At 47.8% G+C, this 21392-nt stretch carries 18 protein-coding genes; 1 reads left to right on the top strand and 17 read right to left on the bottom strand.

What is annotated here, in order from left to right:
* Positions 1-8: 8 nt before the first annotated feature.
* From C234_RS0101265 to C234_RS0101200, 14 genes are all read right to left on the bottom strand, one after another.
* Positions 9-1595, bottom strand: coding sequence for a glucosaminidase domain-containing protein (locus tag C234_RS0101265; protein WP_027324273.1), 1587 nt, complete (start codon positions 1593-1595; stop codon positions 9-11).
* A 13-nt stretch (positions 1596-1608) separates the two neighbouring features.
* Entirely contained in the window at positions 1609-4035 is a 2427-nt protein-coding gene (locus tag C234_RS0101260; RefSeq protein ID WP_027324272.1) for a MutS N-terminal domain-containing protein, read from the bottom strand.
* A 16-nt stretch (positions 4036-4051) separates the two neighbouring features.
* Positions 4052-4492 (bottom strand): DUF4494 domain-containing protein, encoded by a 441-nt coding sequence (locus C234_RS0101255; RefSeq protein WP_027324271.1) that lies wholly within the window; start codon positions 4490-4492, stop codon positions 4052-4054.
* Positions 4493-4502: 10 nt separating this feature from the next.
* A complete protein-coding gene (locus C234_RS0101250; protein ID WP_027324270.1) occupies positions 4503-5906 on the bottom strand; it encodes a hypothetical protein in 1404 nt (467 codons plus the stop codon).
* Positions 5907-5916: 10 nt separating this feature from the next.
* Positions 5917-6198 (bottom strand): hypothetical protein, encoded by a 282-nt coding sequence (locus C234_RS0101245; RefSeq protein ID WP_027324269.1) that lies wholly within the window; start codon positions 6196-6198, stop codon positions 5917-5919.
* A gap of 23 nt (positions 6199-6221) precedes the next feature.
* Positions 6222-7052 (bottom strand): M23 family metallopeptidase, encoded by an 831-nt coding sequence (locus tag C234_RS0101240; RefSeq protein WP_027324268.1) that lies wholly within the window; start codon positions 7050-7052, stop codon positions 6222-6224.
* Positions 7053-7077: 25 nt separating this feature from the next.
* Positions 7078-7749: a hypothetical protein gene (locus C234_RS0101235; RefSeq protein ID WP_027324267.1), complete on the bottom strand. Its 672-nt coding sequence runs from the start codon at positions 7747-7749 to the stop codon at positions 7078-7080.
* Between the two features lie 110 nt (positions 7750-7859).
* Positions 7860-8573 carry a hypothetical protein gene (locus C234_RS0101230; RefSeq protein WP_027324266.1) on the bottom strand — a complete coding sequence of 238 codons (714 nt, stop codon included), beginning with the start codon at positions 8571-8573 and terminating at the stop codon, positions 7860-7862.
* A gap of 25 nt (positions 8574-8598) precedes the next feature.
* Entirely contained in the window at positions 8599-9351 is a 753-nt protein-coding gene (locus tag C234_RS0101225) for a hypothetical protein (protein WP_154656387.1), read from the bottom strand.
* Entirely contained in the window at positions 9332-9823 is a 492-nt protein-coding gene (locus tag C234_RS0101220; protein WP_027324264.1) for a PH domain-containing protein, read from the bottom strand. Before C234_RS0101220 ends, C234_RS0101225 begins: the two co-directional genes overlap by 20 nt.
* A gap of 5 nt (positions 9824-9828) precedes the next feature.
* On the bottom strand, positions 9829-11301 hold the full coding sequence (locus tag C234_RS0101215; RefSeq protein ID WP_027324263.1) for a toprim domain-containing protein: 1473 nt from the start codon (positions 11299-11301) through the stop codon (positions 9829-9831).
* 25 nt (positions 11302-11326) lie between these two features.
* On the bottom strand, positions 11327-12961 hold the full coding sequence (locus tag C234_RS0101210; protein WP_027324262.1) for a hypothetical protein: 1635 nt from the start codon (positions 12959-12961) through the stop codon (positions 11327-11329).
* 23 nt (positions 12962-12984) lie between these two features.
* Positions 12985-13194: a hypothetical protein gene (locus C234_RS0101205; protein ID WP_027324261.1), complete on the bottom strand. Its 210-nt coding sequence runs from the start codon at positions 13192-13194 to the stop codon at positions 12985-12987.
* A gap of 108 nt (positions 13195-13302) precedes the next feature.
* Positions 13303-14058, bottom strand: coding sequence for a DUF4099 domain-containing protein (locus C234_RS0101200; RefSeq protein WP_027324260.1), 756 nt, complete (start codon positions 14056-14058; stop codon positions 13303-13305).
* A 281-nt stretch (positions 14059-14339) separates the two neighbouring features.
* On the opposite strand from C234_RS0101200, the gene C234_RS0101195 reads away from it, so the two are divergent.
* The gene (locus tag C234_RS0101195) at positions 14340-15008 is read left to right on the top strand and encodes a M23 family metallopeptidase (protein ID WP_027324259.1); all 669 of its coding nucleotides are present in this window, start codon (positions 14340-14342) and stop codon (positions 15006-15008) included.
* A 187-nt stretch (positions 15009-15195) separates the two neighbouring features.
* On the opposite strand, the gene C234_RS15635 is transcribed toward C234_RS0101195, so the two are convergent.
* From C234_RS15635 to C234_RS0101180, 3 genes are all read right to left on the bottom strand, one after another.
* Positions 15196-16047: a hypothetical protein gene (locus tag C234_RS15635; RefSeq protein ID WP_052001836.1), complete on the bottom strand. Its 852-nt coding sequence runs from the start codon at positions 16045-16047 to the stop codon at positions 15196-15198.
* 204 nt (positions 16048-16251) lie between these two features.
* Positions 16252-16767, bottom strand: coding sequence for a hypothetical protein (locus C234_RS0101185; RefSeq protein ID WP_027324258.1), 516 nt, complete (start codon positions 16765-16767; stop codon positions 16252-16254).
* 198 nt (positions 16768-16965) lie between these two features.
* Positions 16966-21372: a type I restriction enzyme subunit R domain-containing protein gene (locus tag C234_RS0101180; RefSeq protein WP_027324257.1), complete on the bottom strand. Its 4407-nt coding sequence runs from the start codon at positions 21370-21372 to the stop codon at positions 16966-16968.
* Positions 21373-21392 lie beyond the last annotated feature (20 nt).

Raw genomic sequence — 21392 nt, 5'->3', positions numbered from 1 at the left:
TGTACGAATTATCTGATTTGAACTGATTCTTGTCTGTCTGCCTGAGCACCCATGCCATTCTCATAATTCTGAGACATTTGGTGAGAGACAACAGCGGAGTTGATGATGGTGGCAATGGTTCTTCGCTTTTCTTCTTGACTTAACGCTGTGTTGCCAAGGGTCTGCTGTATCTTAACGATTTCTGCATTTGTAAGCTCACGGGAAAACTGCACGCTACCATTGTCCACTTGAAGGAATGGCTTGTTACCCTGTAGAGTAATGGAACAAATTCTATAAGAGGGAAGAAGAGAGGTGAGGTCGATGGACTTGGTGATGGCAGCTTCCGTTGCCTTCTGCATCTTCTCCTCCTCACTTTTGTTGTCAATCTGCAATGCAAGAGCCATGAGGGAGGTGAACATAGTCATCATGAGTTCTATCACAGGGTCTCCGAGAGGCATGTTAACGCCACTGTCTTCGGAAGAAAGCAGCTTCTTCATCCAGTCCTCTGGATTGCTTGCAACCTCACTAACAGTGTTTCCATCTATAGGATTTTGTGCCTTATACTGGGCTGTAATATCCTTGCCGTTATACATGGTCTGGAGAGTAATTCCTCCTTTTTGAGAAATCTCCGCCAGATAGGCAGCAGGGTCTATATCCCTTTTCGTACCATCAGATGACACACTCTTGACACTGAAATGAAGGTGCTCACCCGTTGTCCGGGTGCCAGTATTGCCAGACATGCCAAGCTTTTGTCCGGCATTCACTTCATCGCCAACCTTGACATCAATGCGGCTAAGGTGCATATACGTGCATTGGTACTTGTTGCCATTCGGTCTGCTGTATTCCACAGTGACATAACGACCGGCACCTCCATCAGTGTTGTTGTTCACCTTGATGACTTTACCTTTATCTTCTGTAGCAAGGACTTCGTCATGCTTCGCTTGGATGTCAATGCCCTTGTGCATCTGCTTTGCACCAGGATTCATTGGGTCATCCCTCATTCCAAAAGGCGAGGTGACAAGCATAAACTCACTGCGTTTCAAGGGATAAGAGTAATGTTTGTTCTCTGAGTCCGTTTCAACAGCTTGAACTGTCTGCCCTTCGTTGCTACGAGGGTTGGCTGCAACACCGAAAGACTTGCCTTGCGCCTGCATCTCCTGCATGACCATGCGGTCATATTTCTGCAAGTCGTTAGCCTCAATGATGCTTTGAAGCGTGGAAGCATACTTGCCGCTGGAAGCATAGCCTGCCTTCTGCAGACCAGCAGTCCATCCCTTGTAGTCGTCAGGGGAGAGCTTGAAAAGGGCTGCGTATCGCTTGTTCTCTTTCAGAAACTTGGAGTGGTGCTCGTAGGAGTCTCCCACAGAAGCATACTGACAGAACTTCTCATTAGGACGGTCGTCGGTATAGACAAGGTACTTGCCTCCATTCTGAATCCAACTGGAGGTAGCCTTGATACCGAAATGATTGTTGCCCTTACGAGACAGTTCACTCTGTCCGCTTGCGCTCTCGCAGATGCCTTGTGCCAGGGTAACAGAAGCAGGTATGCCATAGCGGCGCATCTGCTCCATGGCATACTCTGCATACTTCTCTATGTATTCTTTGTTCTTTGACATGTCGGTCTAAACATTAGCGGTGTCTTCCAGATGATTTGCTCTCTTCTTGCCTGGCACTTTCCACCACTTGGTTTTCAGCGGATTCCTGATTTTTTTTAGGAGCCTCCAACTGGTCACAGATGGCTACACGCTCGCCTGCCCGAATCAGTTTGGGGAGGTAGGTGTCAAGGGCATGGTATGGAAAACCTGCCATGCTGAGCGGCTTGCCCTCAATGTCCTTGGTGCGATTACTCCTGGTGAGTGTGATGCCAAGTATTTTGGAAGCTTTTTCCGCATCATTGCAGTATGTCTCATAGAAATCACCACAGCGGAACAGCAATATGGCATCCGGGTGCTTGGCTTTGAGGTCGTAGAATTGTTTAAGCATGGGAGAGAGGCTGGCAGCAGCCACCGCCTTGGTCTCTGCCTTTGTCGTTTCTTCCTTGGCTTCTTCTATTTGCTTCTCTTCCTTCTTGGAATCCTCCTCTGTCTTATCTTCCTGCTGAACAGGCTTCTGAGCGACATCCTCAGTCTGTGCCTCCTGCTCGGACTTGTCTGTACCTACAGCGACAGCATCTGTGCGACCCTTACGCAGAACATCAGCAAACAGACTGGCAGCAAGATGCTTCTTGTAGTCCTGCATGTCATCCGCAAGCCAAAGGCGTTGCCATTGAGAGGGGGTGACCTCACGAGGTCTGAGTTTCTCCCCGTTCACCGTAGGCAAGCAGAGGATAACACTGGGTTGTGTCTCGGTGGCCTTGGTCTTGAAGATGTTGACTCTCTCAATCTGGTTGAGTTCTTCGGGAGTCGCATCGCTCTTGAAAATGTCAACCCTCTGTTCGGGCTTCTCTGTGGTGGCAAGGTAGTATTTCTGCGCCATATCCTGACGCATCGACTCTGTCACTTCCTCGTTACCTTGCTTTACGGTCGTGAAAAAGAGGTTGACATCTGTTTTGTCAGGATAGACACAGAAGCTCTTCTCGTTCTCAGGCTTCATGTAGAGTGCCCACTTGCCGTCATCGTCCCGCATCATGAGAATCCTCTCGAAGTCAACGGCACCAGAACGCTTGACGGCATCCGACACGTCGAGAAGGGTGATGGTGTCTAAGTTCCATTTGTTGAGCCGGGCAACGGAAACAGCCTTTCCGTCAAAGAAACTGTCGTCAGGACGATAGCCCATGGAGCCATCGGCATTGTAGAAGGTGACCGTGTCATAACCTTCTTTCTGCAAAGCATGTTCGATACGTCCTTTGTTCATTCCTGGAATATCATTGTCTGCACCCAACGACGCTCCTTCGGGAAGAACCACATCAGCCATCTTGCTGCTGGGGTCTTTGACGATGACAAACTCCTTGGTGTCCCTGTTAGGCAAGGTCTTGATTTCGTCTGCCACATAGAAATGCTTCGGAAGGATGCTGCGGATGGCGTTAATCTGTTTCTGTGCTGCCTGGCTGTTGAGCTCTACTTTCTCTCCTCTTTCAGCTTTGTGGAGCATATCAACGGCATTGTTGACATCCCTTTCGACGATGTCCACTAAACAGGGGTTTTCTCTGAGTTCCCTTGACCAATAATCGGTCATCTTCAAGCTTTCAGGAGAGAGTTTTGCCGAAATGCCCAATTCCTGCAACTTGACAGCAGTGGCAACCTCTACAATCAGGCGTTCCTGCTTCTCGGCATCTTCTGGTGAGGTCTTGCCGTTCTTAACCCCCATTCCCTCACGGGCAAGGCGTTGCTGATGACCGGTGGCAGAGACAAGGAGAGAAACGGCATCTCTTGCGTAGTCCTCATAGTTCTCGTAGGATGAGACTTCTGGCAAGAAGATGACATCCTTCGCGCTGTCGTAATGTGCCACTCCAGATGAGTCGGAACGGATTTCTACCATATATTGACCTGCGTTTGCCAACAAATTCTCTACTCTATGACGGATCTCTTCTGAGGCTGCTGCCACATCGACACGGTCTTCCAAACGTCCGTAGTCCTGTACCACCTTCTCATAGGAAGTCTTGTCAACCATGGGTAATGTGGTCTGCTCTATATTGAACAGTGCACGAACCTCACGGGTACGGATGCCTTTGTAGTCGGACTGTTGCTCTGCTGACAGGGCTTGGTAGTCCGCACGGCTAATCCTGTCATCAGGATTGCTCTTGCTGACATACTCGTTCCAGCTGTACCATAAGAAAGGTACGCCTTTTTCCTTGGTCTGTACGGATTCTCCTCGCTTCTTTGCATCAGAGAAAAGGGTGTACTGGTTGGTCTTGTAGTTGTGCTGGTCTGCGTGCATACCCAATATGATGGCATTGAAGGGTGATACCTGCAAATGCTTCTGGTAGAGTCCGGGAGCCTTACGGCCTTTGTTATCCAACCAAACGCCTCCATTATCCTTGGCTTTCTCAAAAGCATGGGTGAACAGTTCCACCTGACGTTCTGCGGCCATCTTCTCTTGTTGATTCTTTTCTGTCATAATTCAGCTGTCTTTGTTATCCTTTGTAGCCCAGCACTCCAAGTACCTTTGTTTCTGTGATGGACTTTACTTCCCAATCGGACAGGGTGTCCGACATATGTTCCCTGAGCAGACTGTCTGCCTCTGTGGTATTTGAGGCATTGACATAGATGGTCTGCGGCGAGAACTTCTTCACCCCAGTCTCGGCATCTTCACTAACCAATGATACAACGGTCTTGTACCAGTGATTGTCTTCATTCTCCTCTTCGTGGAGGATTTCAGTGATGGGCTCACGTGAGATGGCCGTGATGTCGAAGTCTCTTGTACCAATGAGGTCGGTAGCAGCCTTGGTGGCTCGCTTCTCTGTCTCAGTGAAACTCTCTGCATCGACAAGATACTCTTCACTGACTTTCTTCTGTTTTCCTGTGTCGAGAACTTTGCCGTACTTGACACGGAACTTATACCAATATCTTTTCATATCTGATATGTTATCTTTGAGCAAGTGGTCTTACAATAGTTTGTCGCTCGTTTGCCTCATAGTTCTCAGATGCCATCTGGCGCATCTGGTCATGCCTTGCCAATACGGCATTGGCGAGGGTGTTGAGCGGTAAAGCTCCCTGTGTGTAGGCATCAACAACCCTGTCAGGAAGAGCAATGGTGCAGGGCACACGGTCTATCGTCGCAACAAGGCAGTTGGCACGTATCTCAGGATTGACGATACGCCCATTGAGGGGCTCGTCTGGATAGACACGGTAATGAGTCTGTGAGTGGCTTGTCTCTGGATGTTGCTGTTCCTTAAAGTTGTCCATCGCTTCATGCCCAGCCTTGTTGATGAGGTTCAACCCTCCCATGCCAATGAGTACCAACTTCAGGATGGGGTTTCTGACAAACATTCCAGCCACAATGGAGACAATGGGCATCATATTGTCCTTCAGATTGATGGACTTCGTCTTGCCAGTAAACAATCCTACAAGCATATCAGGAAGCATGGCCAGCACATAACCAAGGTTATGGGTTATGTCACCAATCCCATTCAGCCCAAAGGAAGTGAGCAATCCCTGCCAACCGTCCATATTGGTTTGTTCTGGAGTACCGGCAGCTTGCTCTGCTGGTGTCTGCTCAGGTGATGCGGGTGTTTCCGTCGGCGTTTCCTCTTCTGCGACTTCCTTGCTTTCTGCTGTGGAGCCTTGCTTCTCCTCCTTTTGCTCTTGCTGTTTGACCGCCTTCTGTGCTTTACGATATTCTTCTTCCATGCCAGGACGGATGACAAGGGGAACATCGGAACGGTCTTCATGCTTATCTGCAAAATGAGACAAGACAAGATCGCCGCCGACCCAGGTGGCAGCAGTCTTCCAGCCACCGCCAAAACCTCCCATACAGAGGAGGTCGGTGACAGAACCTATGGCACGTCCTGTGTTCTTCTCCCATGCTGACGGGTTATAACGTCGCTCGGCTTCTGCATCCATGCTTTTTTCCAATGGTGATTTCGCCACCTCTTGGGGAAGGTAGAAAAGGGTGCTTGTGGCTGCTTTCCTGATGATATATTCAATGGATGAGCGAGGAATCTTGTCCTTTATCATCTTGTCTATCATCTTCTTCTCCATGGCAGCATCAACCGTGACTCCTACGAGCTTCAACTCTTTCTTGACCATCTCGATATAGTCCTCAGTAGTCTTGGAGTTCCACTTTCCTGTATATCGTAACCTGTCATTATAGGATTGGGTTGCTGCCATACCTCCGTCTGGACCAATGGCACCGGCCATCAAGCTGCCGAAAGAAAAGGAGTGTTCCCTAAACTCGTCCGCCTGATTTCTCAAAAGCCTGTCCCGAACGTTATCCATAATCGGGATTACCTTTGTTCTGAATATTTTGTCTTGTTCTGACTCTGCCATACTTGATACGTTAGAGGTTTAATTGATTGAGGATTTGTTCTCGGGTCTGCTCGATGGCGTTGTGATAGACTTCCATCTGCTTCGGGAAATACTCTTCAAGCCATGCGTCTTTCTCAATATTGTCATTGATGAACTTGATGGCGAGCTCACGTTCTATCTCGATGGCGGCTTCGCCTGCTTCGCTGTTGTTAAACCATGCTTTTGTCCACCATCTGATACCTGATTTGTCGGGATAGACACTGACAAGCCGGGGAATATCGAAACTCTGTACGTCAATCTCCAATCCCGCCAGTGGATCCACCAGACCACTCGTCGCTATGGCTCTGTCTTGGGCTTTTTTTTTTCGACAGCACTCATGCTTGATAGGAATATCTGATGTCGCAAGGCAAGATAGTTGAGGAAATCGGCTATCAGCAGGTTCTGCACTCTTTCTGCAATGGGTATGCTCTTGGCACCCATACCCAGTGGGTTTGCCATGCTTGGAATGGTCTCGAAGAAGTAATGCTTCATGGCAGACATGGTGAAGATGTTGCGCAAGGCAAGCTCCGTATGCTCGGGTAAGACGTAAATGCCCTTACTCATGTCTGTCATGTAGTCTGGGAAAAACCGCATCATCAAGTTCTCAATCTCTTCCTGGTCTTTGTCGTATGCAGTGCGCACATCCATGTCCAAAGTGACGAACTGTGGCGCGGCACCAGGTCTGCCATGCTGCTCCATGACCTTCAGGTTGCTGTAGATCATCGTCAGAAACTCCAAAGGGTTGAGTTCCTCTCCTTTGTATTTCACCTCGATGTGCAGTGAGCTGCCACTGACGGCAATAACCTGACCTGCCTTGACCTCTTTCCCGTAGTTGGCAAAGACATTGCTCAGATGGCTGTAGATGACTTCATAGTCCCCGTAGCGTGTGACTTGATAGATACCATGAACGGCATCATTGCCCAATCCTGTGACCTTGCCGGTAGCCACAGCGGAAAGGAGGTAGTTGTTAACCTTGAAATCTACTCCATGGTTGAAGAAGGTTTCTCCTGTTTGCGGATGTTTCTGCTTGCCATATCCAAGGCTCATCTGCACGTCTCCGTTTCTTTCCTCGAATGGCATGCAATAGCCACTGTCGGAGTGCAGCATCATTTCTTGTGTAAATTGCATTGTATATTCTTTTATGTTGTTTTGTTTATCTGCGTCTTCCACCACCATTTGTATGCTCGACTTCTTGTTGCTTGCTCTCTGAGGGAGTGTTATGTGATGCCCTGCTGCCTCCAAATACTTGATTCAGACTGGAATTATTGCCTATCATCATCATGCCGAGAACGGCTCCTGCTATCTTGCCAAGCCACCCGAAACGTCCGAACACAAGCAGAGCAGACACGATAAGCCCTACTATGCTCAGTCCTGAAACGTTGCCACGACCAATGTTGCTGAAGAAGTTTCCCATCATGTCACCGCCATGACCAGAGAACATGGCACGGAGGAAACCTGACATGCCTTCCCATTTGCTGTCAATGCTTTCGACGGCTCCATTGACACCGCTGCTGAGACCATTGACAGAGTCTTTTATATCACGGACACCTTCACCGATGTCTGAAATGGTATCTCCAATCTTGTCTGTGGTCTTTTCTCCAATGACAGCATCGCTTACAATGCCTACCACACTCTTGTCAGTGGTGAGCTTTTCCCAACCGATATAGCCGAGTGCTCCTCCGACTGTCGCAGACTTTACAGCCGTGCCCATTCCTCTCAACGTCTGTTGCGGATGTAGTGCGGCACTGCCCATCGTGGAGAATGTCGCCTTTGTTGCTCTACCGCCAAGACGGAGAGCTGCTTTCAATAATGATGCCCAACCCATGGTTCTATGATATAATTGATTGTTTGTTATTTTGTTATCCTGATATGTCTTATACTTTAACTAACCTTGACTCCGTCTTCCTCAGACGCGACTCTGCCATTTAAGCGAGCTTAATGGCTCTCGCTGCTCCTTCGGTTGGCATTTCTCTTCCAACGTTCTTTGCATTGCTGCACGATAGTGGGTTTGTCAGCTTCGCTCCTGGCATTGTAGTCAATCTCTGCCCAGACATCTGCCAGTGAAGTGTACTTTACTGCACGTATCAGCCTTTTGAGTTTCCTGTTCATGGTTTTTAGTTTGGGACGGATGCCAAACAATACCTCCAGACGTTCCTTCTCTGTCATCTTGGTGTCTGACAAACAGACCTGCCTTACGTCATTCACAATATCAACGCTGTTCATGATGAGTTCCCTATACAACTTGTTTCTGTTGGAGGAAAGGGCTACTGCAAGGGCATTGGTGGTGTGAGTGCCGAGTTGGTTGGAATATGTCCCAAGCTGGTCGATGAGACGGTCTATCTCATGATAGAAGCCATATATCTGTGCAGCATAGGTGATGATGCTGTGGAACTTGTCGAGGTAGTCATTGAACTCTTTCTGCAGGTTAGAGGTGCCTTCCACCTCTTCCTTGATCCAGATATGTCCTGTGGATTCCAGAAGCATCATCTTCTCTTGTTGCTTCAGCTCCTTCTTGGCTTTGTCTGTGTACATGAGTATCATTCCTGCCAATACAGGGTCATTGCCCTGGGCAAGAAGACTCACGCCTTTCCCGAAGAACAGGATGGTGAGAACAACTATTCTTATGTATGAACAAATGCGAATACTCATGTTGTTATCCTGAAACAATCTTTTATTATGGTGTTACTACATTGGCACACCTGCGCCATCTTCCCAGTGCCTGGGCGGCAATCTCTGCGTTGCTTCTGTCTATCATGCCTGCGGTCACATTGTTCCATACATCTGCCATGGTGTAATAGCGGATGCTGAGACACAGGCGTGTGAGTTTCTTGTTAAACTGGGCAAGCCGGTCGTTCAACTCCCAAAGGGTTTTGCTTCTTTCTGCTCCTGTCAGCATGTTCTCGTTGCCTCCCTTGGCTATGGCTTCTTTGAGTGTGGTATATACGGTGACGAGTTCCGTGGCTGTCTCGATATAGAGGTTGTTCATACTCATCGTCGCTACAAAGCCCTGGGGATTGGATGCGATAGCCTTTCGCAAAGAGCAAAGGTTGATGAAGAGTCTCACTCCGTCATCATATAATGAGGTGCATGCTTTCAGCGTGGAGGCATAGCCAGATGCTGTTTTCAGATAGCTGTTGTACTTCTTCTCCCATTTGTGTATCTGAGTAAACTCTGCTGCGATGGCGTTTTGAAGAAGTGCAGTCTTTTGTTGGTCCTCAATCTGATGCTTGATTTGACCATTGATAAGGTCATTGCCCTCTGCCAAAGCAACATACTCCAGAGGATTGCTGGAAACAATCTGGGCATGTGCCCTTGTCCCAAACAGGAGCATGGCAAGGGCGATGGCAGAGACAATCATCCACCTGCCATCGTATTCCTTGGCTATTGTTCTGATACGCATAATGATGTTATCTGTTGGTGATTTCATAGATGCCCTTTCTTCGCTTGTTGTATTCCACTCTTGTACGTACAATGTTTACCACATCGATGTTCTCCCTGATGCCGTAGATGTCGAGCTTGGGATTGGTGCGGTCGCCACTGAAAATCCATACGGTCTTCAAGCCGAACAGCTGTTCAAGTATATCACGGTTCTCGCTGAAGTCAACAACTCTGTACAACTCAATGTAGTCGCTGGTTCTCGTCAAGACTCCACGCTGGATGATGAGCTGCTCTGAGGTGATGATGTATCTCAGCTTGTGGAGATACAGGCATCCATAGAGCATGAAGCATGTCATGATGGAACCGAGAACGACAAACGGCCACTTGTAGGTGATGCTGTCATGTCCTGCTACGAGAAAGAGGGCGCAGCTGATGATAAACGCCAAGCCCTGAGAGATGATGTATTGCGACCAGTGGGGGCGCAACGTGATAACCTTGAATCTGTGGATGATGTCTTCCATATTCCTTATCGCTTAAATCCGTGATGTTTAGTCTCTTCGTTCTCCTCCTGTCGCTCAACAGTCAGGTTTATGCCGTCATCGTCAAAGGCTGTTTCTATGACATCGGTGAGGGCATACTGCTTCTTGTCCAACAACTCGTCATTGAAGTCCTTATAACCTTCTGATGGAGTCTCCCGTATGGTCTTGACAGGTTGAAGACTCTGTCCCTCCTTCACATTCAGTTTCTCAAACAATGCATCCTTGAACTCTTTATATGCCAGATTCATCTTGTCCGCAGCATCCTGTTTGTCTTCCTGACATAAGAAAGGGGAATAGTGATACTCCAGGGCTTCTTCCCTTGCTGAGTCATATTTGAGATAGAGCTCTCGTAACGGTTTGGGAAGTTCATCGTATTGCTCGTCATCAATGGCAAGCAAATCCTTCGTTGTCTCCAATGGTTTTGGCAGGCTCTCTATAAAGGGTTTCATCTCAAGCGCCACTTTGTCCGGGGCAACAGGACTCATGGCTCTCGCTATCTCCTCAAAGTTGTCGGCAAACTGTTTACCTGCCATGTCATTGTCAAAAGCAAGGTGAAACGTGGCATTGGGGGCGTGGGTGATGAGACCATGAATCTGTCCGTAGCTTGGGTTTCCTCCTGTGGAGACAAAGACTGCCGATTTCAATTCACGCCGTCCCTGATAGTCCAATCCCGATTCCTGCTTCATCCGCAACTGATAGAAGGACATGGCATCATAGGCACTCTCGAAGATAAAGACATGCTTGGCATCTTTCAGGTCTGTTCCCTTGGGGCTGGCCATCCATACTCCTTCGCTTGCATTGCTGCCTGCTGCCATTCCTTTTCGGGCTGTGCCGTCCTTGCGTGGATAACCTCGTTCCTCGAATCCAACACATCTGTCTGGTTGGCCGGGAATGTGCATGGGAAAGGAAAGGTTCTTGTAGATGCTGCCATCTTTGTCTGTCTTTGTAGCAAGTACAAAACTATCATGAAAGGCACAGCGTGTGGCAAAATCTATCCCTCTGGACTTGAAGAAGACATAGAATGGCTTCTGAGAGTCAAAGTCATTGGGATGGAAATGTTGAACTTGATAGTCCTTCATATCGAAAGGCTTTCCATCACGCACGGGGTCAAAGACTCTCTTTCTTGTTTGTTCTACAGGCATATTGAGAAGCCGCTGGCACACTTTATGGACAAGGGCAGACTCCTTGATACCTTGCCTGTATTCTGAGAAGAGGTCTGGATGCTCCCAAATGAAGGAGGTGACGGAGTAGAGCTTGATTGTGGGTGGCTGGAAACAGCAGTTGCGACCAGGACTGACAAGGTATTTGTCACCACTGATTCTGCGTCCGTCACTGTCCAAACGGACATAGGCAGGATAGCGCAAGCCATCACGCTTGTAGAGCGTGTAGCCTGCGTCTTCCAACACGTCCCGGATGTCAAGACGATTACGGTAGTTCTCAAATGTCTGTTCGTCTGTCATTGGCTGAAAACCTGTGTTTTATTGTTTATCTTCCATGTCCCATGCCTACGCCATGTTCTCCTGCATTGAGCCCTGCGTCGAAGGCTCTCGAAGCGAGGTCTTGGGGTGAGTCAACACTGCCTTTGAAATATACATGCGGATGTGGGGCGTGGTGATGTTCTACAAAAACGGCAGGTGCGTATCGGTCTCTGCCTAATTCTCCCATGACAGCAATGCCAGCAAGGAGGGCTCCTCCTATCTTTGCACCGATGTTTGACTGCATACCTGGCACATTCTTCATATCAACTTCCTTGAAGATATGAGAAAAGAGCTTCATGCGATGATAATCATCGATGGCCATGAATTTGTCATACTGCTTTTGGGTTATCTCATGGCTGATGCTCTCGCCATTGATGACGGCGGTCATGCGGAACAGGGAATTGCCTTTCTCGTCTTTCTGTATCTCGCCCTTTTCGTCACGGACAGGCTCCACCTTGATGTCATCGACCTGTACCTCTCGTCCGTGCTTGCCTTCGCGGAACCATCCTTTGCCTTCGTTTATCTCGTAAAGGCTGTTGCCATCGACATGGGCTACACTGCGGTCTTCAGGCTCGACTACTGCTTGATTGTCATAAACAAGTGGCTGTGATTGGTCGATAACAATCTGTTGCCGGCTGTTGAGTTCCGCTTCAACCTCGGGGGTGAGTTTCAGACCTATCTGCTCTTTTGAGTTGAGCATATCCATGGTCAGCTTGTCCTGAAAATCATTCTTGATGACATTGTTGATGAGGTCAATTCGATTCTGAACAGGCACTTCCTTAACGGAGTTACTGGTGAGCTTTCTCAACTCTTCGTCGGTAAGGTCATAGACAAAGTCTTGTCTTGTCGCAGTGGACTGGATAGTCAGTGTTTTGCTTGTTGGGTCAATAACAATGCCATGAGAAGCAAGGCACTCCTGCCACTTCTCGTTACTAAAATAGACCTTGGAGGTAATCAGCTCGTTGTATGGCTTTGCGGGCTCTGTAGAACGAGGGCGCACCTCCACAGGGGGAATGACAGATTGCAAGTCTGACAATACGTCCTGTGAAGGTTGCTGCACCATGTTCTGTTGTCCTCCTTTATAGTAAAAGCCGTAGCCACCGTTCTGCATTTCGCCTGGTTTTATCCTGCCGTCAGGGCGTTCTGGCACTAAAGGTGCTCCTTGCATAAACATGGCTCCACCGACACGGCGCATGTGGAATCCTTCCTGGTTTCGTGGTGTCCATCCAAGGAAACGTCCGTGGTATGGATCCATCATCATGTGGGCACATCGTCTGTCCCATGGCAGTCGGCCATACTCTCCAACACCAATACGGTAGCCGTGAAGTCCCATGGCCACACGTCCGTTGGCATTGCGGGCATGTACAAAATTGCGGGGCATATAGAAATCATTGCTCACGAGGGAGGCAAAGGTGTTATAGGCTTTCTTGTTGGCTGAATTGGTGCCCCAGTCAACGAGGTCTCTCATCTGCTGTGCTGTGATGGAGTATGTCAGCAGGGGAGAGTCATGTCCTTGGACTGCAAGCTGATAACCTTCTCCTTGTCGGATGATGTGGGCTTGCATTCCATTGCGTCGGAGTATCTCCTGAAGTTCTGGAGACAGGTCTCTTCCTACTGGTAATGAGTTTGATCTGATAGACATATTCTATAATGGTGTTACATTACTTATTCACCGGCTTCAATCTGCTCACCCTTCCAATCGACAAATTCCTCTGCCGATTCTTCATTCACGACGAGATTTCTCTCCATGCAGTAAGCGGTGTATTCCTTCTGCCATTCTGGTGAGTGATGGTTGATATAGTCAAGCCAGCCGTATTCTCCGCTCTGGACTTTCTCCACGAGCACATCTTCTGGGTAGTATTTTACATTTGCCATATTGTTTTGTTTTTGAGGGTTGTTACTGTAGGCTTCCTTTTGTTTGGTATATGCCCTTATACTTTCTCATTGTTGAAAGAGCATGTGGGTGCAACGATGGTGTGCTGCTCAAAGCTTGATGGCTTTGGCTCTGCTCTTGTTGTTCAGTTCGTTCCACATCTCTTCTGTGTAGCTTTCCTCTGGTACATAGTCGAGGTTGCCTGCTTCGTCCATTGCCCAGCAGCCAAAGATGCCGAAACTGTACTTGTCCCATTCACGCTTACCTTCACGTTTCCAGACCATGTCGTTGCCTGCTGCGAAACGGATGCCAGTCTTTGCATTGAGATCTATACCAATGGAATATTCCTCCTCGTCTTCAATAATGGTAAGGATGTCTCCGTTCTGCAATTTCTGCATCTCTGCGCCAGTGAGGTGATAGCGGTCGGCGATATACTGTATGTTTCTACCAATGACAGGGGTCGGAACGCTCATGACCTGCTTGCTTTCCGGGTCAAGCTGGAAGAAAGATTTTCCACCAAGCTCCTTGCCGACCTCGTTGCTTTCTAAATGTCCAATGATAGGCTTTCCTGCAAGAAGGTCCTGACTCTGGGTCTCATTGAACAATTTGAGGTCATACTCGTCAAGTTGGGGATAGAAGAGTACATCGACACCGCCTTCTTCGGTTCTAACAAGACTGAATCGGGTTCTTGCCTTTACTTCTTCACCATCGTCTGCCGTGATATGTACAGGCAAGACTGGTGACTTCCTGCCATTGTAGATATTCTGGAGGACATCGGTAGGCAGGTCTTCTATCATGGTCTGCGTCAGACCGAAACGTTCGAGGATGTCAAAAGGCATCTCGTTCTCTTCAAAACTGTAATTCATTTGCTTTTTTCAATTATACATTATTCTTTATTTGACTCGCTTCAAAGTGCTGTTACACGAGGATTGATTGCTGCTTTGGCAGCCAATTCGTAAGCAAAGTTACGGTGGATATATTGAAGTAGATTTATGCGTCAGCTGTTATCGTGTTAGTTTTATATATCGTTATGATAGTAGTATGATTTTTGCTCGATAATCATACTATAAGCATAAATAAAGTTAGGGAGACAAGCCAGTGCATTAGATTTTAGTTATATAAAATCCAGTCTGACTATCTTTGCAGAATGAAAACGAAAAGCATACTTATTTCTATACTCTTATTCTTGGTATCATGTTCTGTTACTCGTGCCCAGTTCAACACTATCGGACAGGTAAAGAGTAAGAGTATATACAAAAAGAAAAAACCACAGGAAACAGTGCTGCCTGCTTCTGTGGATAGTGTTGCTTCAATAGATTCCGTGATGGGCTTGCCTGATGAAGAATGCATGAATGGAGCTGTTACAGACCGTAGAAATCTCTCGGATGGTCTGTTGCCGTTCCTTCATGCTTCGTTGCCATTGAAAAGCATTCATGTAACTTCTCGGTTCGGCATGCGGCATCATCCTATCTTGCATAGGTACTGTATGCACAATGGGGTGGACTTGAAAGCTCACTATGAAAATGTGTTTTCCATGTTCCCCGGTAAGGTGGTGAGCATTGGACACAACAAACGTTCCGGCAAATATGTCATTATACAAACAGATAGTTATTCTATCAGCTATTGTCACCTGTCTTCCATTTTTGTTCGTGATTCGCAATACGTCAATGCAGGAGAAGTCATAGCCGTCTCTGGGAATACAGGCATGTCAACAGGACCCCACCTTCACCTAACAACAAAAAAAGATGGTAAGGTCATCGACCCAGCCATCCTTTTGAACTATGTGAAAGGAATGATTACTCCTTTTTGCATTTAATCCATATTGCGTCACTACCCATTAATATCTTCAGCTCTGAGGTAGTTGATGTGACAGAAATAATCTCATAAGAAGCGTACAACTCGCCACCAACATAAGTGTTTACCGTGTTGCCCTTAATAGACCATGTGCCACTTCCTGTGTCAAAATATCCAGAACCATAGTATGTACCATGTGTCGAATAACTTTATTTGCATTTGAACTCATCAATGTAGTCTACATCCAACTCATCTGCCAGAGTTCTATTATGAGAAGACAATGTCGAGACGGAAACAAGGAGAACCTCAATTTCATAATCTTTACACTCGATGGTTCTCAATGCTTCCATGACAGCGTGGTACTTTACGCACTGGAAGATACCACGAGTTATATCTTGGTCTGGGGATATGCTTGGTTTTATCTCTATCGCAACGTGGGTTCCATCAGAGAGTTCAAAGTAAACATCCAACCTATCGCCTGAAGGTAAGATATGCTCTGTTTCCGCAAGTACAACATCAGAATAGCCCAGACTTTCAGGGTGCTTCCTTATAAATTCCTTCACAGCTTTATGTTCTTCTCCCTCTCCACTGCCAAAGTTCTTGCATGTATTTTTTATAGCTTCCAACTGTTCAACAGTAAAAGGAGTGGCCTCTTTTAATTCAAGTTGGTCAAGCACCCAGTCCCAATGCGGATAATTACAAGCCTTGCTGTCCAGACCTTCTACAAATACACGTTTACCTGCTTCGTCAAGCTGGTTGTATTTGGGACTGACGAACTCAAATCCCTCAGAAGGTAGCATAGTCTTGGAATTTTTGCATAAGGAATTTAGAGTCGGAATATCTTTGTTCCCGGCTTTCTTTGACAGGTTGTTAAGCACTACTTGTACAGCATATAATGCGTGTCCTATGCCTGAGAATTTTGATTTCCCTATGGCATGGATTAAATCTCCATAGGTGTGCGCATTATGACCAGACTTAGCCCAGTGTATTAAGACTGGTAGCATAAGTCTGACATTCTGCCTTGTAGCTTCTGTACTAATGACATTGTCTATTATATTCATATACCTACTTGTTTGGTCTGGGAGGTGGTGGTGTCTTGGAACCCTTGGGTAACTCCCTTTGGTGAACTTGTTCTGACATATTATTTATTTTTATCTGATGTTTGACTTGGTGGTGGAGGTGGGGGCGTGTTTGAACCGCGTGGCATTTCACCACGTACTTCTGAACCTACATAGCCATTGGTAGTGCCATGAATTGATGTTCTATTATTTGTTTTGCTCATACTTATTAAAATATACTCGGTTAATATACTCTGTTGACTCGTTATCTATGTTCTTATGCCGTGAATCTGGAATAGAGCGCACAAAGCGATTCATAATTGATTGCTGTGAACACTCATCTTTCTTTAATTCATATACTTTCTGAATGGCCTCCTTTTCTTCAATTTCTTTGTGATCGAATTGATAGAATAGATGCTCCATCTCATTCATGTACTTGTTGTAGTAATCCATCAAACCATCTAAAATGCATAGTTCTTTCTCTGGTTGAAGGAAGTGTGGAAAGAGGGATTTTGCCACGGAGATAAACGCAATTATGCCAGAGCTAATAAGAGGGGCATATTCATTTATGAGGTAGCCAAAAGTTCCACCTGATGCGACCAACGCTATAAAGGCTTGATACCATCGTTCATATTTCCTCTGTTTGTTTGTGTACCAACAGAGGCAAAGAACATTAGCATGAGCCTGTTTCAGCTCTTCCCATATTTTATTCCTTACTACCATAATATCATTGTCATTTTTAAAAAGCGATTAAATCCACGCAGTATAGACATCGTATTTCTAAAGCAAATTATCCTTTGGTAAATCTATCATTGTGAGGATTATTTGACTTTCGTGATTATATACGGATATTTGTCTTTGTCTGCACCATTGTTGGGTATCACATTTTCTGTCGTGAACACTCCTGTTTATCTGTAAAGACTAAGCCTTATATTCTCTGATACCATTTTTCACTATCGCTTCAAACACGTCTGCGCATTTCTTAATATCTTCGTACTCAGACCGTTCTTTACCTTCAAGTCCTTCACTTGTCCAGTCCTTCAGGTCTTTCGTATAGATGCCGACATGGTGATTGACAAGGAAGTTGGGAGTGAGAGTATAGGGTAAATCTTGTAGATTCATGCCATCGATAACTGCTTTGAAATAGCTGTAGTCTCCGTCTATGGTAAAGCCGTAGTCAACAGCCACACGATAGATAGCTTCCCAATGACGCAGTTTACAGAAGACAGCGTTTCTCTTATTATAGCTATAATTCAACAGCTTGGTTATACAGCTTTTGAGTATCTCCAACCGAGTTGCTTCTTCGAGATGCTGTACAGACATACGTTCTGCTACCATCATCATGCCCTCACTATAAATATCCTCGTATTCCGCAGAGTTCTCTACGTCAAGAGAGTATGGTTTAGAAGGACGTGAGTTGAGCGGAATGATGTTGGTATGAGTCTCCACATCATGCCCGTTGCTTTCCAGTTCTGTGATGCACGAACCTGTGGCAAAGAAGTACATGGTGATGACAATGTTAATGGCAGCATCAATCTCTTGCTCTGAAGCAGTAGGTGAGATGTGTGCCTCATTGTTACGCCACTCCTTTACCATCAGGAGGTATTGATACAGTGTCTGATAGGCTGGCTTGTCGCTGTATTTCAATGTCCAGAGCGGACGAATAGCATGGATCACATCCTTCCATGTCACTGGGTCTCCCTCGTGTTGAGGAGCCACCTCTTTCCCCTCCATCAGATAATAGAGTTTCTTCAAGTAGGCCTCAAACTTGGTGACAAGCAGATTGAATGCTACATGCTTGTCCACGATAGAAGCCTCCTTGACAAAGAGATTGGAGAAGGCGCGGCTGATGAAGAGTCCCACACCGTCGAGAGTTTCTAGCGTTTCTTTCCCCAAAACAAAGAACACACTGTCCAGTACCTCCTCCTGCGGGCGCATGTATGATGCCACATCAGCGAGAGTGCCTTTGAGAATGTTTTTGATGCCGCACCTGATTTTGTCGATATTCGGCACAGGCTCTTCGGCAGACTCCACGTCTGGATTTGCAGTAGTCTTTTCGGGTGATGGGAAAGAGGCCGCATTTTCCAAGGTAATCTCATCATGAAGCCACGCCAAGAGAATATATTCGCGAGCCACAGGGTCGAGAATGAACTTGCGCAATAGCTGGTCGGCTTTTGGCATCACAAGGAATGGAGGACAGGCTGTGCCGGTAATCTTCTTCAGAAACTCCCGGGTCTTCTGCAGGTCGAGTGTGAGCTTCAGATTCTCGAAGCGGTTGAACTCGTTGATGTTCTGTTCGTTCACATCGCTGCTCATGATGTTGATGAGCTGGCTGGCGTTGACACCCGTCGCCTCACTCAGGTTCATGATCTGCTTCTTCAGCTCGCTGATCTGGTATTCGGCAATATAGTCGTAGATGGTCTTGCCCTGCTCGAGATGAAGGTCGCCACTCTGGATGTCATGCAGAATGATGAGTGCTGTGCGCTGGTCTTTCTGCGAGAGGGTAGCAAAGGTCTTGCACAGTTCCTCCAAGGCGGTCTTGGTCATCTCGCTGCCCGGCCCCTCCGTATAGAGGTTCTTGATGAACTTCTGAAACTTGGAGTCGATATACTCCGCATTGATAGTACCTGTACCTGTTTCCGTGATATAGGTATCAATCTGATACTCCCAGGGGTCTTTGGGGTCACCAGGATCACCTGGTTCAAAGAGCTCACGGTAGCGCTGAAGCAGGATGAGATAGGTCTGCTCGTCCAGTTCAATCTTGACCTTTGTATAGGTACTGCCATGCTGGAACTCATATTCGCTCTTCTCCCACACGAAGCCCTGCAGTTTGGCAGCCTCCAACAGATGTGTCATCTCGCTGAAACACTTGGCAAACATGTTGCGGTCTTCGCGGGTGTCGGGGAGCTTCTCAAAGTTCATGATGTTGTGCGAGCGGAAGATGTCACGGATGGAGAGGAATCGCTGGTTGATGTTGGAGAGATTCTTCTCCAGTTTGTCGACAAACACGCCAAGCGGCCTGTCGACATACACCTCCAGTGCATCGTTGATGTTCTGCTCCATGGTGTAGGGATAGGCATAATACTTGATGGTGCCGAAGGGCTTGTCGGGACCGAACAGGCGATTGGTGCGAGAGAAGGCCTGGATGACATCGACATACTTCATCACCTTGTCCACATAGAGCGTGTTGATCCATTTCGAGTCATAGCCCGTCAGCATTTGAGTGACCACAATCAGCAGGTCTATCTGCTTCGTGTGGTCGTTCTCAATGCCGATATACGGTTTCTTGTGCGCCAGACGCTTGGCCACATCCTTCTTGTACTGCGCATAGTTGGCCAGTTTGTAGTTCATGCCATAGCGGGCATTGTAGTCGTTCAGCATCTCTTTGATGGCATCCTCGCGCACGATGCCACCGTCGCTGTTGTCGATGTTGTTGTCAAACACCGCCACCACATTCAGCGAGGGGTGATACTGCTTGAAGAGCTGGTAGTAGGCAATGGCCTCGGGGATGTTCTTCGTGGCCAGCATCGCATGGAACTTGCCGTTCTTGCTCAACTTCCCACGACTCTTCATGATGTCGTTGGCCACCACGATATGATGCTTGTCACACTGGTAGATGTCCTTGGGCAGATAGGCCTCGATACCCCGCATCGGCCTGCCATTCTCCGTGTAGCTCTCAGGCATCTGGAGCTGGTTGACAAAGCGGTCGTATATCTTGGCCAGTTCTTCGTCTTGGTCGATGAGATGCAGATATTCCTCCACCGTCTTTTTCGTGCCAACTTCCTCCGGATTGCGCTCTTTGAGCTTCAGGTCGATCTGATGGAATGCCACCAGTTCGCGCAACTCGTTATCGTCGTAGGTGTTCACCATATAGGGGTCGAAGCCCAGCACATTGCCGTCGGGGATGCCGCTGGCAATCGTGTATTTGTGCAGCATGTCGCCAAAGAGTGTCTCGGTGGTAATCTCGTGCTTGGCATTCTCTTCAAACACAGGCGTACCTGTGAAGCCGAAGAGCAGCGCACGAGGGAAGGTGTGCTTGATGCTGACGAGCATGTCACCGAACACACTGCGGTGGCACTCGTCGATGATGAACACCAACCGCTTCTTGCCGATCTTGTCGAGCAGTTCCTTGGTGATGGTTCCGCCGTTAGAGATGGCTGCCCCCTCCTTCAGGTTGCTCATCTTCTGGATGGAGGTGACAATGAGGCGGTCGTCGTTGTCTATGCTCTTCAGTTTGGCGAGCAGCACAGAGGTATCTGCCGTGTCCTGTATCTCATCGCTCTCGCCCGCAAAGCCCCGGTATTCGTCGAGCGACTGCAGTGCCAGTTCGATGCGGTCGAGCAGGAACACCACCTTGTCGGCATCTCCGCTCTTGGCAATCAGCTCTGCGCTCTTGAACGACGACATCGTCTTGCCCGAACCCGTGGTGTGCCAGATGTAGCCGCCCCTGTGCAGGTGGTCGTCCCAGTTGGTCTCCTTCACCCGGTCGCTGATTTTGCTCACGGCAAAATACTGGTAGCTGCGGAGCACCTTCAGCGTCTTGTCCTTGTCGTCGGCAATGGTGTAGAAGCCCACCATCTGATGCGCCATAGGGATGGAGAGCAGGTTGGTGGCCACCTGCCGCCAGTCGCTCACGATGACGTTGTTGAAGTCTTCCCAATGGAAATAGAACTGTGGCTGGAAGCGGTCTTCCGTGCCGGGGTTGGCAAAGTAGAGTGTCTCCTCGGGAGTCATCGCCACATAGATCTGCACCATCGAGAAGATGCCGCTCTGGAACACCCCTTCGTGCACATACCGTTTGATTTGGAAGCAGGCCTGGCTGACATCCACCTTGCTTCGCTTCAGTTCGATATGTATCACGGGCATGCCGTTGATGAGGAGCATCACATCGCCACGGCGGTCGCCTCCCATCTTGTCGGCCGTCTTGAACTTTGGTTGTCGGGCTATCTGGTAGCGGCTCTGTCCCGAGGAAATCTCCATCGGGTCGAATATCTTCAGATACACCTCCTTGCCGCAGTTGTTGGTGTCGGCCTCGTTGTCTCGCTTGATGCACACCTCTTGGGCATTGATGAATCGGTTCATCTCGTAGGGCGAGCCCACCATGTTCACCTTGTCCATCACCTGCTGCATCTCCGATGCCGTCAGCGGATGGTTGCCCAGTTTGTCTATCTCACGGTTGCAGTCGTAGATGATGCGTGCCCAGTTCTCCACCAGTTGCTCTTCGGTGGGGTTCATGATTACCTCGTTCCACCCGTGTCCGAGCAGGTGGTGGGTCAATGCCTCTTCAAATGCCAGTTCCTTAATGAAACTCTGTATGTTGTCAGCCATAGTTTTCTTATATATTTGAT

The sequence above is a fragment of the Bacteroides pyogenes DSM 20611 = JCM 6294 genome (assembly GCF_000428105.1).
GTDB classification, from domain to species: Bacteria; Bacteroidota; Bacteroidia; order Bacteroidales; family Bacteroidaceae; genus Bacteroides; species Bacteroides pyogenes.
This window is presented reverse-complemented; position numbering and strand designations above follow the sequence as displayed.

What these genes read in the sequence shown, in the direction of transcription:
- C234_RS0101185 (WP_027324258.1), bottom strand. Translation starts at nt 16,767, where the DNA reads ATGGTAGTAAGGAATAAAATATGGGAAGAGCTGAAACAGGCTCATGCT.
- C234_RS0101200 (WP_027324260.1), bottom strand. Translation starts at nt 14,058, where the DNA reads ATGAATTACAGTTTTGAAGAGAACGAGATGCCTTTTGACATCCTCGAA.
- C234_RS15635 (WP_052001836.1), bottom strand. Translation starts at nt 16,047, where the DNA reads ATGAATATAATAGACAATGTCATTAGTACAGAAGCTACAAGGCAGAAT.
- C234_RS0101240 (WP_027324268.1), bottom strand. Translation starts at nt 7,052, where the DNA reads ATGCAATTTACACAAGAAATGATGCTGCACTCCGACAGTGGCTATTGC.
- C234_RS0101250 (WP_027324270.1), bottom strand. Translation starts at nt 5,906, where the DNA reads ATGGCAGAGTCAGAACAAGACAAAATATTCAGAACAAAGGTAATCCCG.
- C234_RS0101230 (WP_027324266.1), bottom strand. Translation starts at nt 8,573, where the DNA reads ATGAGTATTCGCATTTGTTCATACATAAGAATAGTTGTTCTCACCATC.
- C234_RS0101180 (WP_027324257.1), bottom strand. Translation starts at nt 21,372, where the DNA reads ATGGCTGACAACATACAGAGTTTCATTAAGGAACTGGCATTTGAAGAG.
- C234_RS0101215 (WP_027324263.1), bottom strand. Translation starts at nt 11,301, where the DNA reads ATGACAGACGAACAGACATTTGAGAACTACCGTAATCGTCTTGACATC.
- C234_RS0101225 (WP_154656387.1), bottom strand. Translation starts at nt 9,351, where the DNA reads ATGAAATCACCAACAGATAACATCATTATGCGTATCAGAACAATAGCC.
- C234_RS0101195 (WP_027324259.1), top strand. Translation starts at nt 14,340, where the DNA reads ATGAAAACGAAAAGCATACTTATTTCTATACTCTTATTCTTGGTATCA.
- C234_RS0101205 (WP_027324261.1), bottom strand. Translation starts at nt 13,194, where the DNA reads ATGGCAAATGTAAAATACTACCCAGAAGATGTGCTCGTGGAGAAAGTC.
- C234_RS0101260 (WP_027324272.1), bottom strand. Translation starts at nt 4,035, where the DNA reads ATGACAGAAAAGAATCAACAAGAGAAGATGGCCGCAGAACGTCAGGTG.
- C234_RS0101265 (WP_027324273.1), bottom strand. Translation starts at nt 1,595, where the DNA reads ATGTCAAAGAACAAAGAATACATAGAGAAGTATGCAGAGTATGCCATG.
- C234_RS0101255 (WP_027324271.1), bottom strand. Translation starts at nt 4,492, where the DNA reads ATGAAAAGATATTGGTATAAGTTCCGTGTCAAGTACGGCAAAGTTCTC.
- C234_RS0101220 (WP_027324264.1), bottom strand. Translation starts at nt 9,823, where the DNA reads ATGGAAGACATCATCCACAGATTCAAGGTTATCACGTTGCGCCCCCAC.
- C234_RS0101210 (WP_027324262.1), bottom strand. Translation starts at nt 12,961, where the DNA reads ATGTCTATCAGATCAAACTCATTACCAGTAGGAAGAGACCTGTCTCCA.
- C234_RS0101235 (WP_027324267.1), bottom strand. Translation starts at nt 7,749, where the DNA reads ATGGGTTGGGCATCATTATTGAAAGCAGCTCTCCGTCTTGGCGGTAGA.